This is a genomic window from Streptacidiphilus sp. PAMC 29251 (genome assembly GCF_054208735.2).
In genome coordinates this window covers 2,688,279-2,701,921 of record NZ_CM135725.2, presented here as the reverse complement: position 1 = coordinate 2,701,921, position 13,643 = coordinate 2,688,279, and the positions used below count along the sequence as shown (strand labels likewise).

The window sequence follows — 13,643 nt, the reverse complement described above, 5'->3', positions numbered from 1 at the left end:
AGAGGGGGTGGTAAGGCAGTACTGCCTTGCTGGAACAAATGCTCGAGGAAGACTATTTTCCTTGACGTGACCACCACTGCGACGCCCAGCTTCCCCAGCACCCCCGTCCCCTCCGCCGAGTCCATAGCCGCCACCGCCGAGGCATACGCGCACACCCACCGCGATGTGAACGGCGGCTGGCTGCGTCCGGCGGTGTTCGGGGCGATGGACGGGCTGGTGTCGAACTTCGCGCTGATGGCCGGGGTCGTCGGCGGCGACGTGAGTCACCAGGCGATCGTGCTGACCGGTCTGGCCGGCCTCGCGGCCGGGGCGTTCTCGATGGCGGCGGGGGAGTACACCTCGGTGGCCTCGCAGGGCGAGCTGGTGCAGGCGGAGCTGGAGATCGAGCGGATCGAGCTGCGCCGCCACCCGGCCGAGGAGCTGGCCGAGCTGGCGCAGCTCTATGTGGACCGCGGGGTGGAGCCGCGGCTGGCGTTCGAGGTGGCGCAGCAGCTGACCGCCGACCCGGAGCGGGCGCTGGAGGTCCACGCCCGGGAGGAGCTGGGCATCGACCCGGCCGACCTGCCCTCCCCCCTCCTGGCGGCCGGTTCCTCGTTCGCGGCGTTCGCGCTGGGCGCGCTGCTGCCGCTGCTGCCGTATCTGCTGGGGGCGACCACGCTGCTGCCCTCGCTGGGGCTGGCCCTGGCCGGGCTGTTCGCCTGTGGCGCGGTGGTGAGCCGGGTGACCGCCCGCAGCTGGTGGTTCAGCGGCCTGCGGCAGCTGACCCTGGGCACCGCCGCCGCGGCGATCACCTTTCTGCTGGGCAGTCTGATAGGTGCGCAGGTCGGTTGATGACAGGGTGCAAAACCATGCGTGGTGTTACTCACACCGTGCGGTGAGGTAAACCCACTGTTTCGTAGGGCGTTTGTTCGGGCACACTTGCGAGAACGTCCGAGTTCCCCCGACACCCTGGTGGAGACCGGGCGTCTCCTATCCCCGAGCTTGGCCATCACATGGGGCCTGACCTGCTGGGTAGTCCACATGATGGACTAAAGAATCCACTTGGTGGAATCTCAGGCATCATGTAACCTGCACGAAATCGCAGAGGGCCAGCGTCGTCCCGGATGCGCATGTGAATTGTGACCATGCCGAACACGACGACACGACGGGAGAGCCGATGCTGTCTGCGTCCCCGCACTCCGCCCCTGGCACCAACCGGGCCCCTCAGCCCTACTGGGCTCTGGCGGACGCGCGCCCCGCTCAGCAGGGCCTGTACGACCCCAGCAATGAGCACGACGCATGCGGCGTCGGCTTTGTGGCGACGCTCACCGGCAAGGCCGAGCACCGCATCGTCGAGCAGGCCCTGACGGTCCTCCGCAACCTGGAGCACCGCGGCGCCACCGGCGCCGAGCCCGACTCCGGCGACGGCGCCGGCATCCTGACCCAGGTCCCGGACGCGTTCCTGCGGACCAAGGTCGGCTTCGAGCTTCCGGCGGCCGGGTCCTACGCGGTCGGCATCGCCTTCCTCCCCGACGACGACGCCGCCGACGCGGCCGCGGTCGCCGGCATCGAGGCCATCGCCGCCGAGGAGGGCCTCACCGTCCTCGGCTGGCGCGACGTCCCGGTCACCCCCGACCTGCTGGGCGACACCGCCCGCTCGGTGATGCCGCGATTCCGCCAGGTCTTCGTCAGCGACACCGCCGGTGTCAGGTCCGGCCTGGAGCTGGACCGGGTCGCGTTCGTGCTGCGCAAGCGCGCCGAGCGCGAGAGCGGTGTCTACTTCCCCTCCCTGTCCGCGCGCACCCTGGTCTACAAGGGCATGCTCACCACCGGGCAGCTGGAGCCGTTCTTCCCCGACCTGTCCGACCGCAGCTTCGCCTCCGCGATCGGCCTGGTCCACTCCCGCTTCTCCACCAACACCTTCCCGAGCTGGCCGCTGGCCCACCCGTACCGGTTCATCGCCCACAACGGCGAGATCAACACGGTCAAGGGCAACCGCAACTGGATGACCGCGCGCGAGTCCCAGCTCGCCACCGACCTCATCCCGGTCAACAGCAAGGGCGAGGGCCTGGAGCGGATCTTCCCGGTCTGCACGCCCGACCACTCCGACACCGCCTCCTTCGACGAGGTGCTGGAGCTGCTGCACCTGGGCGGACGCTCGCTCCCGCACGCGGTGCTGATGATGATCCCGGAGGCGTGGGAGAACCACGCCACCATGGAGCCGGCCCGCCGCGCCTTCTACAGGTTCCACGCCAACCTGATCGAGCCCTGGGACGGCCCGGCCTGCGTCACCTTCTCCGACGGCACCCAGATCGGCGCGGTCCTGGACCGCAACGGCCTGCGCCCGGCCCGCTACTGGATCACCGAGGACGGCCTGGTCGTCCTCGCCTCCGAGGTCGGCGTGCTGGACATCCCGCAGGACCAGGTGGTCCGCAAGGGCCGGCTGCAGCCCGGCAAGATGTTCCTGATCGACACGGCCCAGGGCCGGATCATCGAGGACGAGGAGATCAAGTCGGCGCTCGCCGCCGAGAACCCGTACCAGGAGTGGCTGCACGCCGGCTCGATCACCCTGGACGCCCTCCCCGAGCGCGAGCACATCGCGCACACCCACGCCTCGGTCACCCGCCGCCAGCAGACCTTCGGCTACACCGAGGAGGAGCTGCGGCTGATCCTCGCGCCGATGGCCAAGACCGGCGGCGAGCCGCTCGGCTCGATGGGCACCGACTCGCCCATCGCCGCGCTCTCCGAGAAGCCCCGGCTGCTGTTCGACTACTTCACCCAGCTGTTCGCGCAGGTCACCAACCCGCCGCTGGACGCCATCCGCGAGGAGCTGGTCACCTCGCTGTCCAGCAACCTCGGCCCGGAGGGCAACCTGCTGCACGCCGAGGCGGCCTCCTGCCGCTCGGTCACGGTGCCCTTCCCGGTGATAGACAATGACGAGCTGGCCAAGCTGGTCCACATCAACGCCGACGGCGACCTGCCCGGACTCAAGGCGGTCACCCTCTCCGGCCTCTACAAGGTCTCCGGCGGCGGCGCGGCCCTGGCCGCCCGGCTGACCGAGATCGCCGCCGAGGCCGACGCCGCGATCGCCGACGGCGCCCGGATCATCGTGCTCTCCGACCGGCACTCCGACGCCGAGCACGCGCCGATCCCCTCGCTGCTGCTCACCGCGGCCGTGCACCACCACCTGATCCGCACCAAGCAGCGCACCCACGTCGGCCTGATCGTCGAGGCCGGGGACGTCCGCGAGGTGCACCATGTGGCGCTGCTGATCGGCTACGGCGCCGGCGCGGTGAACCCGTACCTCGCCATGGAGTCGGTCGAGGACATGGCGACCGAGGGCGGGCTTTTCCAGGACCCCAGCATCGAGGGGGTGGAGGCCGAGAAGGCCATCCGCAACCTGATCTACGCCCTCGGCAAGGGCGTCCTCAAGGTGATGTCCAAGATGGGCATCTCCACCGTCGCCTCTTACCGCGGCGCGCAGGTCTTCGAGGCCATCGGCCTCTCCCAGGACCTGGTGGACACCTACTTCGCCGGCACCACCACCAAGCTCGGCGGCATCAGCCTGGACCAGATCGCCCAGGAGACCGCCGCCCGGCACGCCCAGGCCTACCCGGTCTCCGGCATCTCCCCGGCGCACCGCCGGCTTGAGATCGGCGGCGAGTACCAGTGGCGCCGCGAGGGCGAGCCGCACCTGTTCGACCCGGAGACGGTGTTCCGGCTCCAGCACTCCACCCGCACCAAGCGCTACGACATCTTCAAGCAGTACACCGGCCGGGTGAACGAGCAGTCCGAGCGGCTGATGACGCTGCGCGGGTTGTTCAAGTTCGCCACCGAGGGCCGCTCGCCGATCTCCATCGACGAGGTCGAGTCGGTCTCCGACATCGTCAAGCGCTTCTCCACCGGCGCCATGTCCTACGGCTCCATCTCCATGGAGGCGCACGAGACCCTCGCCATCGCGATGAACAGCATCGGCGGCAAGTCCAACACCGGCGAGGGCGGCGAGGACCCGGAGCGGCTGCACGACCCGTCCCGCCGCTCGGCGATCAAGCAGGTCGCCTCCGGACGGTTCGGCGTCACCAGCGAGTACCTGGTCAACGCCGACGACATCCAGATCAAGATGGCCCAGGGCGCCAAGCCCGGCGAGGGCGGCCAGCTGCCCGGGCACAAGGTCTACCCCTGGGTCGCCAAGACCCGGCACAGCACCCCCGGCGTGGGCCTGATCTCCCCTCCGCCGCACCACGACATCTACTCCATCGAGGACCTCGCCCAGCTGATCCACGACCTCAAGAACGCCAACCCGGCGGCCCGCATCCATGTGAAGCTGGTCTCCGAGGTCGGCGTGGGCACGGTCGCGGCCGGCGTCAGCAAGGCCCACGCGGACGTGGTCCTGGTCTCCGGACACGACGGCGGCACCGGCGCCTCGCCGCTGACGAGCCTCAAGCACGCGGGCGGCCCCTGGGAGCTCGGCCTCGCCGAGACCCAGCAGACCCTGCTGCTCAACGGCCTGCGCGACCGCATCGTGGTGCAGACCGACGGCCAGCTCAAGACCGGCCGTGACGTGGTCATCGCCGCGCTGCTCGGCGCCGAGGAGTTCGGCTTCGCCACCGCGCCGCTGGTCGTCTCCGGCTGCATCATGATGCGGGTCTGCCACCTGGACACCTGTCCGGTCGGCGTGGCCACCCAGAACCCGGTGCTGCGCGAGCGCTTCAACGGCAAGCCGGAGTTCGTGGTCAACTTCTTCGAGTTCATCGCCGAGGAGGTCCGCGAGATCCTCGCCGAGCTGGGCTTCCGCACCATCGAGGAGGCCGTCGGCCACGCCGAGCTGATCGACGCCACCAAGGCGGTCGACCACTGGAAGGCCAACGGGCTGGACATCGCCCCGCTGCTGCACGTCCCGGCGCTGCCCGAGGGCGCGTCGCTGCACCAGACCACCACCCAGGACCACGGCCTGGACAAGGCCCTCGACAACCAGCTGATCGAGCTGGCCGAGCAGGCCCTGCTGCACGGCGAGGCGGTCCGGGCCCAGGTCCCGATCCGCAACGTCAACCGCACCGTCGGCACCATGCTCGGCCACGAGGTGACCAAGCGGTACCAGGGCGAGGGCCTGCCCGAGGGCACCATCGACATCACCTTCACCGGGTCCGCGGGCCAGTCCTTCGGCGCCTTCCTGCCGCGCGGGATCACCCTGCGGCTCGAGGGCGACGCCAACGACTACGTGGGCAAGGGCCTCTCCGGCGGCGTCGTGATCGTCCGCCCGTCCCGGGACGCCGCCGCCATCGGCGCCGACGCCCAGCACCACGTCATCGCCGGCAACACCATCGGCTACGGCGCCACCGCGGGCCGGATCCACCTCCGCGGCAAGGCCGGCGAGCGCTTCGCCGTCCGCAACTCCGGCGCCACCCTGGTGGTCGAGGGCGTGGGCGACCACGGCCTGGAGTACATGACCGGCGGCAAGGTGGTCATCCTCGGCGAGACCGGGCGGAACCTCGCGGCCGGCATGTCCGGCGGCATCGCCTACGTCCTGGACATTCGCCCCAACAACGTCAACACCGGCATGGTGGGCATCGAGGCCCCCGACGCCGTGGACCGCGAGTGGCTGCGCGACACCGTCCAGCAGCACTACGAGGAGACCGGGTCCACCGTGGCCGCCGATCTGCTCGCCGACTGGGGCGGCGGGGTCTCCCGCTTCTCCAAGATCATGCCCCGTGACTACAAGGCCGTGCTCGCCGCCAAGGACGCCGCCGAGCGAGACGGGCTCTCCGAGTCCGAGACCACCGCGAAGATGATGGAGGCTGCCAACCGTGGCTGACCCCAAGGGCTTCCTCACCACGCCCAAGCAACTCGCCGAGCGACGCCCCGTCGACGTCCGGATCAAGGACTGGAACGAGGTCTACGTCGAACGCAGCCTCCTGCCCATCATCACCAAGCAGGCCGGCCGCTGCATGGACTGCGGCATCCCGTTCTGCCACAGCGGCTGCCCGCTCGGGAACCTCATCCCCGAGTGGAACGACCTCGCCTACCGGGACGACTGGAACGGCGCCATCGAGCGCCTGCACGCGACCAACAACTTCCCGGAGTTCACCGGGCGGCTGTGTCCCGCGCCCTGCGAGTCCGCCTGTGTGCTGGGTATCAACCAGGACCCGGTGACCATCAAGAACGTCGAGGTCACCATCATCGACAAGGCCTGGGACAACGGCGGCGTCGCCCCGCAGCCGCCCGAGCGCCTCTCCGGCAAGACCGTGGCCGTGGTCGGCTCAGGACCGGCCGGCCTGGCCGCCGCCCAGCAGCTCACCCGGGCCGGCCACACCGTGGTCGTCTACGAGCGCGCCGACCGCATCGGCGGCCTGCTGCGCTACGGCATCCCCGAGTTCAAGATGGAGAAGCGCCACATCAACCGGCGGGTCGAGCAGATGCGCGCCGAGGGCACCCGGTTCCGCACCGGGGTCGAGGTCGGCGTGGACATCACCGGCCGTCAGCTGCGCGAGCGCTTCGACGCGGTCGTGGTCGCGGCCGGCGCCACCACGGCGCGTGACCTGCCGGTACCCGGGCGCGAGCTCAAGGGCATCCACCAGGCCATGGAGTACCTGCCGCTGTCCAACAAGGTGCAGGAGGGCGACTACGTCGAGTCGCCGATCAGCGCCGCCGGCAAGCACGTCATCGTCATCGGCGGCGGCGACACCGGCGCGGACTGCCTCGGCACCGCGACCCGTCAGGGCGCGGCCTCGGTCACCCAGCTGGAGATCATGCCCCGCCCCGGCGACGACCGCCCGGCGAACCAGCCCTGGCCGTCGATGCCGATGGTCTACAAGGTCACCTCGGCCCACGAAGAGGGCGGCGAGCGGGTCTACGCCGTCAACACCACCCACTTCACCGGCGACGAGGACGGCAACGTCCAGGAGCTGCACCTGGTCGAGGTGGTCTTCGCCGAGGGACGGTTCCAGCCGGTCGAGGGCACCGAGCGGTCCATCCCGGCCCAGCTGGTCACCCTGGCCATGGGCTTCACCGGCACCGACGTCCAGAACGGCCTGGTCGAGCAGCTCGGCGCCGACCTGGACGCCCGTGGCAACGTCGGCCGGGACGCCAAGTTCGCGACCAATGTCGACGGCGTCTTCGTGGCCGGCGACGCCGGCCGCGGCCAGTCGCTGATCGTCTGGGCGATCGCCGAAGGCCGCTCCGCGGCCAAGGCGGTCGACAGCTACCTCTCCGGCCGCTCCTCCACGCTGCCGGCCCCGATCCGCCCGACGGACCGTCCCCTGACCGTGTGACATTCGTGTAACACTGGTCGTACAGGGGCGGCCCGAACGGGCTGCACCACCGCGTCCCCGCCAGCGCCGCCGGATCGCACGCGGAGAACCACCAAGGCACCTGCCTCTCGTCCCCGACCAAGGTGGAGAGGCAGGTGCCGCCGCTTTTTCGGCTGCGCCGAGCAGAGCGTGCCGCCGAACGTGGGAGGGCCCGGGCGCGAGCGCCCGGGCCCTCCTTGGTACCGCTGACTAGGCGTTGGCGCCCGCGCGGCGGCGGTTGCGGCGGGAGACCGTGAAGCCGGTGCCCAATGCGGCCAGCGCGGCCGCGCTGAGGCCCACCGACAGCAGGGCCGAGGAACCGGTGCCCGAGGCGGCGGAGGAGGTGTCCTGCGCCGCGAAGCTGGCGACCGTGTCACGGTCGTCCCGGTTGTGGATCTTCTTCACCGAGGCCACCGAACCGTTGGCGTTCAGCAGCACCTGCTCGTTGTTCGGGTGCTGGAAGTCGAAGGCCGGCTTCAGCGAGCCCGCCGTCGCGTCGAAGGAGGCGTCGCCGACCTTCTTGGTCTTCCAGTTCTGCTCGATGAACGCGGTGATCGACGCCTGGGTGGTGAAGGTGTGGTCCAGGTGGTTGGTCTTCGCGTACGGCGAGACCACCAGCAGCGGCTGGCGCGGGCCGGGGCCGCAGCGGTCGGCGTAGCCGTTCAGCGGCGCGGTCGACTTCTTGGCGGCGGCGGCGGTGCAGGCCGCGGCGTCCTGGGCCGGGTCAGCGGAGCCGTTGGTCGGCGCGTGGTAGACGTGGTCGTACCAGCCGTCCGAGTCGTCGTAGGCGATCACGACGGCGGTCGAGGACCACTCCGGCGACTTCTCCAGCGCGTTGATCTCCTTGACCAGGAAGTTCTGCTCGTCGATCGGGTCGGAGTAACCGCCGTGGCCGTCCTGGTACTCGGCGGCCTTGAGGAAGCTCACCGCCGGCAGCTTGTCCGCGGCGACGGCCTGGTCGAAGTACGACAGGTCGTAGTTGTGGTTCGCCGGGCCCGCGTGGCCGATCTCGCTGAGACCGGTCGGCAGGGTGTGGTGCGGGTTCGCGGTCGACTTGTAGTACGCGAACGGGTTGTGGTGCGGGCTGTAGTCCACCGACGCCGCGCCGCCGATGTTGGTGTGCGTCGTCCCGGTGCACTTGGCGTAGGTGCCGGCCGCGCCGGTGTACGCGGTGCTCGGGGTGAAGCCGCCCTGGAACCAGCCCCAGGTCACGTTCTTGGCGTTGAGCAGGTCGCCGACGTTCTGGCCCTGCAGCTCCGCCAGCGCGCTGGTGCTGGTGTGCGAGCTGTCCGAGCAGTCGTCGAACGCCGGGTCCGGGTCGCCGATGACCGTGCCGACGCCCTTGGCGTCCGGCGAGTGCACCGCGTAGGTGTCCGGGGTGGCGGTCTGCACCGGGTCGGTGGTGCTGCCCTTGCCGTCCACCGAGATCACACCGTGGGTCTGGCCCGAGATCAGGTTCAGCGCACCGGGGGTGGACGGACCGTAGTTGTTGCTGAAGGAGTTGTCGGCCAGCACGCCGTGCTGCGCGTAGTTCCACAGCGCCGTCACGGTGTTGCCGTCGTAGTAGTCCATGCCCAGGCCGGGGGCCGCGAACAGGCCGCCGGAGCAGGTGTCGGTGTCGGTGTGCTGGACGAACAGGTCCGCCTTGCCACCGTTGTAGGAGAGCTGCTCAGGACCGTAGTTGTGGTTCTGGTCGCAGGTCAGCGCCTGGGTGGAGGCGAGCCGCTGCGGGGCGTAGAGGTTCGGGTTCTTCTTCAGCAGACCCGAGTTGACCAGGTTGTTCGTGTTCTTCGGGGTGTTCTTCGCCGCGGTGAACGGGGTGCCGTCGGTGTTCGCCGCCTTCGGGTACGTGCCGAAGTAGTGGTCGAACGAGACGTTCTCGTCGTAGATGACCACCAGGTGCTTGATCGGGGTCGAGGTCTTCACATAGACCGGAGCCGGACGGTGGTCCGAGCCGCCGTCCTTCGCCCACGCCGGAGAGGAACCCGCCACCGCCACCATCGCGGCAGCCCCCACCAGGGCCGCCCAACGGGCTCCCCGCTTGCTACCAGCCACTATCGCCATTCCAGACCCCTCCACAGGACACCAAGTCCACACACTGTCGTCCCGCATCCTTTGCCCGGCGCACGACCACACGCGTGCGTCAGGGTGACCGCCAGATGAACGCCCCATGAGAAAACGGGGTGTCAGCGCGCGTAGACGGTCTGTCACTGATCCAGCAGGCCGCGGCCGAGCCAGTCCTTGGCGTCCCTGGCCCCCGGCAGCACGAAGAAGTAGCCGCCGCCGAACGGGGTGATGTAGTCCACCAGCGGCTCGCCCGCCAACCGCTTCTGCACCGCGATGAACTGCCGGTCCAGATCCTGCTGGAACGCGCAGAACACCAGGCCCATGTCCAGGTTGCCGTTGCTGTCGGTGCCCCGGTCGTAGTTGAAGCCGCGCCGCAGCATCCGCAGTTTGTCGGTCCCCGCCGTGCGCGGATTCGCCAGCCGCATATGGCTGTCCATCGGGATCACGTCACCGGTCGGATCCGCCGAGTAACGCGGCGCGTCCGTCTCCGCCACGCCGTCCAGCGGCGCCCCCGACGCCTTCACCCGGCCGAACATCCGCTCCTGCTCGTTCAGCGACACCCGGTCCCAGAACTCCACCAGCATCCTGATCAAACGTACCGCCTGGTACGACCCGTCCACCGCCCAGGCCGGCTCACCGAGGCCCGGGCGCACCCAGACCACCTGGTCCATGGTCCGGCCGTCGGCCGGATCCGGATTGGCGCTGCCGTCCCGGAAACCCAGCAGGTTGCGCGGCGTTCCGGTGGGCCGCGGCGGTGACTGGAAGCCGTCGATGCGCCAACGCACCTGCATCGCCCCACGGGTGTGCTGCGCCAGGTCGCGCAGCGCGTGCGCCACCGTGTCGGCGTTGTCCGCGCCCAGCTGCAGCAGCAGATCGCCCTGGCACCAGGCCGGATCCAGGTCGTCGTCCGGGAAGGACTCCATCGGCTTCAGCCGCAGCGGCTTCCGCGCCGCCAGCCCGAACCGGGCGTCGAACAACGACGAGCCCACCGCCAGCGTCACGGTCAGCCCGTCCACCGGCACCACCGGGCCGAGCACCCCCGAGTCCGAAGGCGGAGCGCTGATCCCCAGCGGCTCCGGCACCCCGCCCGAAGTCAGATACCGCAGCCGCTCGGTGAGCGTACGGAACAGCGTCTCCAGGCCGGCCCGGTCCGCCGCCGTCACATCGAAGGCCACAAAGGCCGCGCAACGCTGCTTCGGTGTCAGCACCCCCGACTGGTGCACCCCCTCGAAGGGGTAGCCGCCGTTCGCTGCCGTGGCTATCGGGTCGGGTGTCGCCCCCGCCGCCGAGGCCTGGGCGCTCCCGGCCACCGCTGCGACCGTGGTCAACGCCGCCGCCCCCCGCAGCACCGAACGCCGGCCCACTCCCGGCACCGTTCCAGCACCTGCACCTGTTGTACCGCTCGCCGTCACGACGTCCTCCGCACATCACACACCGCCGCCACCGGCGCCAACTCGGTCACCAGCTCCCCGAACACCGCGTTCAACCGCTCACGGTCAGCTGTCGACAGCGAGGTCAACAGCACCCCGGCCGGCTTCGCCGCGCCCAACTTCGTCAACTCCGTCGATGCTGCCGCCATCGCCGCGTCGATCCGCGGCAGCGCGGGCATCCGCGGCACCAGCAGTGGCCGCAGCAGCGACAGCGCCTCCGCCGTGCCCTGCAGATTCGCCTGCGCCGTCGCCAGATTCGACGCGCTGCCGTAGTCCGTGCGCGCCGTCAGCTCGAACTGGATCGTGTTCTCCACGATCTCGTGGGCCCGCAGCCCCAGATCCAGCGGATCCATCTGCTCGGAGGCCCACTGCGTCCGCAAGGACGCCACATCCGTCGCCAACTGCGCCGCCACCGGCTTCAGCACCGCTGCCGACTGCCCGTGCCACAGGCCGTACTCCAGCCGGTGGAAGCCGGTGAACCCGGGATCGGTCAGACCACCCGGCAGGCCCTTGGCGGTCCCGTTGATGCTCCCGTCCAGATCACCGAAGGTCCCGTAGGCCGCGCCCAGCCGCTCATAGGCGAGGTGGGCCGGCAGCCAGGCGGCCCGCGCGCCGGCCAGATCGCCCCGGTTCACCGCGGCGCGCAGCGCGTCCACCGCGGTCGCCAGGGCGGGCAGTTGCCCGGCCACCCACTTCTGGTAGGCCAGCGTCGGCGGGATCAGGTCCTGCTGGGTCACCGGCACCACCGCGGGGCCGCCAGTGCCGCCGCCGGCCACCTTCACGGTCGGCCCGGTCACCGCCTCGACGTCCTGTGGCAGGCACAGGAAGGCGTAACTCCCCGCCGCCAGCCGCACCACCATCGGCCGGGACCGCCCGGGGGCGAGGTTCTCCACCTCGCCGAGCACCGCTCCGGTGGTGGCGTCCTTGATGTACGCCTCCTCCGAACCGACCCCGGTGTTGGTCACGTCGAACACCTGCAGCCCCGGCTTCGGATCCGTCCACCCGGCGCCGCAACCGCCCGGCGACACCTGCACCGTGGTGTGCGGCAACGTCGGGTACCCGTCGTCGGCCACCGCGACGGCCTTGGCTTTTCCGGAGCCGGCGGCGTCCGCCCAGAACGCCGTCCCCCCGCCGACCGCCACGATCGCGAGCACCGATCCGGCGGCCACCCACGGCCGACCCCAGCTGCGCACCACGCCACCCCACCCTGCCCGAACACCCGCTCCGACCTGCGTCTCGAGGCTCGATGCTAGGCACCCTCAAGCCGCCTCCGGTAGCTCAGAAGGCAGCCACTCCCAGAATTCCACCGCCGTTCACCTCGCGGCAAAGGAGAAGATCACGCCGAAATGTTCAACCAACCGTCACGCAGGGGACATCTGACTACCCATGAGGGCTTTATCACTACTCGCCGGTAAGACCTACGCTCGATATATGCGCCGAGCAAAAATCGTCTGTACGCTAGGCCCCGCCACCGACTCGTACGACCAGATCAAATCCCTGGTCGACGCCGGTATGGACGTGGCCCGCTTCAATCTCAGTCATGGCTCCTACGCCGAACACGAGGAGCGCTACCGCCGGGTCCGCAAGGCCGCCGACGAGTCCGGCCGCAGCGTCGGCATCCTCGTCGACCTGCAGGGCCCGAAGATCCGGTTGGAAACATTCGCGGAGGGCCCGGTCCTGCTGGAGCGCGGTGACGAGTTCACCATCTCCACCGAGGACGTCGCCGGGGACCGGAACCGCTGCGGCACCACCTACAAGGGCCTGTGCGGGGACGTCACCCCGGGCGAACGCATCCTGATCGACGACGGCAGGGTCTGCCTGGAGGTCGTCGCAGTCGAGGGCCCGCACGTCCGCTGCACCGTGGTCGAGGGCGGGATGGTGTCCGACCACAAGGGCATCAACCTCCCCGGCGTTGCCGTCAGTGTCCCCGCGCTCAGCGACAAGGACGTCGCCGACCTGCGCTGGGGGCTTCGCATCGGAGCCGACGTGATCGCGCTCTCCTTCGTCCGCAGCGCCGACGACATCGTCGACGTGCGACGGATCATGCACGAGGAGGCGCGCACCGTCCCGGTCATCGCCAAGATCGAGAAGCCGCAGGCGGTGGAGAACCTCGAAGGCATCGTCAACGCCTTCGACGGGATCATGGTCGCCCGCGGCGACCTCGGGGTGGAGATGCCGCTGGAGCAGGTCCCGCTGGTCCAGAAGCGCGCCATCAAGCTCTGCCGCCGCAACGCCAAGCCGGTGATCGTGGCGACCCAGATGCTGGACTCCATGATCAGCGCCTCCCGGCCGACCCGGGCCGAAGCCTCCGACGTCGCCAACGCGGTGCTGGACGGCACCGACGCGGTGATGCTCTCCGGCGAGACCAGCGTCGGCAAGTACCCCTCCGAGACCGTCCGCACCATGGCCCGCATCATCTGCGCCGCTGAGGAGGACATCATCGAGGCGGGGCTGCCGCCGCTCACCGAGAACAACAAGCCGCGGACCCAGGGCGGGGCGGTGGCCCGCGCCGCGGCCGAGATCGGCGACTTCCTGGGCGCCCGCTACCTGGTCGCCTTCACCCAGTCCGGCGACACCGCGCGGCGGTTGTCGCGCTACCGGTCGCCGATCCCGGTGCTGGCGTTCACCTATGAGCCCGCGGTCCGCAGTCAGCTCGCGCTGAGCTGGGGCGTGGAGACCTTCATGGGCCCGCTGGTGGAGACCACGGACGAGATGGTGGCCCAGGTCGACGCCGCGCTGCTGGCCATCGGCCGCTGCCGGCCCGGCGACATCGTGGTGATCACGGCCGGCTCCCCGCCCGGGCTGGAGGGCTCCACCAACCTGGTCCGGGTCCACCACGTGGGCGAGGACGACAACCCGGCCAACAGCCGGCTGCACTGAC

Annotated in this window: 7 protein-coding genes; 4 read left to right on the top strand and 3 right to left on the bottom strand. The window is 70.2% G+C overall.

All coding sequences use genetic code 11. The features are described from left to right. The first annotated feature begins 123 nt into the window (after nucleotides 1–123). From ACXKR8_RS12585 to ACXKR8_RS12575, 3 genes are all read left to right on the top strand, one after another. A complete protein-coding gene (locus ACXKR8_RS12585) occupies nucleotides 124–831 on the top strand; it encodes a VIT1/CCC1 transporter family protein (RefSeq protein WP_458274965.1) in 708 nt (235 codons plus the stop codon). A 325-nt stretch (nucleotides 832–1,156) separates the two neighbouring features. Then, nucleotides 1,157–5,791, top strand: coding sequence for a glutamate synthase large subunit (gene gltB, locus ACXKR8_RS12580; RefSeq protein ID WP_458272983.1), 4,635 nt, complete (start codon nucleotides 1,157–1,159; stop codon nucleotides 5,789–5,791). Beyond that, complete coding sequence (locus tag ACXKR8_RS12575) at nucleotides 5,784–7,247, top strand: glutamate synthase subunit beta (RefSeq protein WP_458272982.1); 1,464 nt, start codon at nucleotides 5,784–5,786, stop codon at nucleotides 7,245–7,247. Before gltB ends, ACXKR8_RS12575 begins: the two co-directional genes overlap by 8 nt. Nucleotides 7,248–7,475: 228 nt before the next feature. On the opposite strand, the gene ACXKR8_RS12570 is transcribed toward ACXKR8_RS12575, so the two are convergent. The 3 genes from ACXKR8_RS12570 to ACXKR8_RS12560 form a co-directional block, all read right to left on the bottom strand. Further along, the gene (locus ACXKR8_RS12570; protein ID WP_458272981.1) at nucleotides 7,476–9,329 is read right to left on the bottom strand and encodes a phospholipase C; all 1,854 of its coding nucleotides are present in this window, start codon (nucleotides 9,327–9,329) and stop codon (nucleotides 7,476–7,478) included. Between the two features lie 143 nt (nucleotides 9,330–9,472). Continuing rightward, the gene (gene efeB, locus ACXKR8_RS12565) at nucleotides 9,473–10,705 is read right to left on the bottom strand and encodes an iron uptake transporter deferrochelatase/peroxidase subunit (protein WP_458272980.1); all 1,233 of its coding nucleotides are present in this window, start codon (nucleotides 10,703–10,705) and stop codon (nucleotides 9,473–9,475) included. Between the two features lie 35 nt (nucleotides 10,706–10,740). Next, nucleotides 10,741–11,958 carry an EfeM/EfeO family lipoprotein gene (locus ACXKR8_RS12560; protein ID WP_458272979.1) on the bottom strand — a complete coding sequence of 406 codons (1,218 nt, stop codon included), beginning with the start codon at nucleotides 11,956–11,958 and terminating at the stop codon, nucleotides 10,741–10,743. A gap of 235 nt (nucleotides 11,959–12,193) precedes the next feature. Between ACXKR8_RS12560 and pyk the strand changes: the two genes are divergently transcribed. Next, the gene (gene pyk, locus ACXKR8_RS12555; RefSeq protein WP_458272978.1) at nucleotides 12,194–13,642 is read left to right on the top strand and encodes a pyruvate kinase; all 1,449 of its coding nucleotides are present in this window, start codon (nucleotides 12,194–12,196) and stop codon (nucleotides 13,640–13,642) included. Nucleotide 13,643: the final 1 nt, after the last annotated feature.

Excerpts from the sequence above, each read along its gene's own strand:
- gltB (WP_458272983.1), top strand. The coding sequence starts at position 1,157 with ATGCTGTCTGCGTCCCCGCACTCCGCCCCTGGCACCAACCGGGCCCCT.
- ACXKR8_RS12570 (WP_458272981.1), bottom strand. The coding sequence starts at position 9,329 with ATGGCGATAGTGGCTGGTAGCAAGCGGGGAGCCCGTTGGGCGGCCCTG.
- pyk (WP_458272978.1), top strand. The coding sequence starts at position 12,194 with ATGCGCCGAGCAAAAATCGTCTGTACGCTAGGCCCCGCCACCGACTCG.